General features: G+C 64.5%; 1 protein-coding gene. It reads left to right on the top strand.

Translation table 11 applies throughout. From position 1 onward, the window contains the following. Positions 1–527 (top strand): Ig-like domain-containing protein (locus K5E19_RS23865; RefSeq protein WP_221553389.1); only part of this gene is annotated, 527 nt, incomplete at both ends.

The following is a 527-nucleotide window of genomic DNA, read 5'->3' as shown; positions in this document are numbered from 1 at the left end:
GAACGGCCTGCTGGGCGAAGTGACGGCGAAAGACGACGGCACCTGGAGCTTCTCACCGGTCGCGAAGCTGCCGGAAGGCGAGCACCGCTTCCACGTGACGGCGACGGACAAGGCGGGCAACACCAGCCAGGATTCAGACGACTTCGTCCTGACCCTGGACTACACCGCTCCGGACGCCAGCAAGCTTGCGATCACCGAAGTCTATGACGACGTGAAAGCGTCAGGCGTGGTGGCTTCCGGCGGGGAAACCGACGATAACCGTCCGCTGATCAAGGGTACCGGCGCAGAGCCGGGCAACACCATCACCGTATACAACGGCGACAAGGTGATTGGCACCGCCAAAGTACAGGCAGACGGCACCTGGTCCCTCGAACCGACCACCCCGCTGCCGGACGGCAAATACACCCTGACGGCGAAAGAGACCGACGGCGTGGGCAACGTCTCCGGTCCGTCCGCGGAATACGTCATCAACGTGGCCACCGTGCCGCCGCAGGCGCCGACGCTGGACACCGTGTATGACGACGTGG

Source organism: Enterobacter sp. RIT637, from assembly GCF_019718755.1.
Taxonomy (GTDB): domain Bacteria; phylum Pseudomonadota; class Gammaproteobacteria; order Enterobacterales; family Enterobacteriaceae; genus Enterobacter.
The sequence above is the reverse complement of the archived record's forward strand: the minus strand, read 5'-3'. Positions and strand labels throughout refer to the sequence as shown.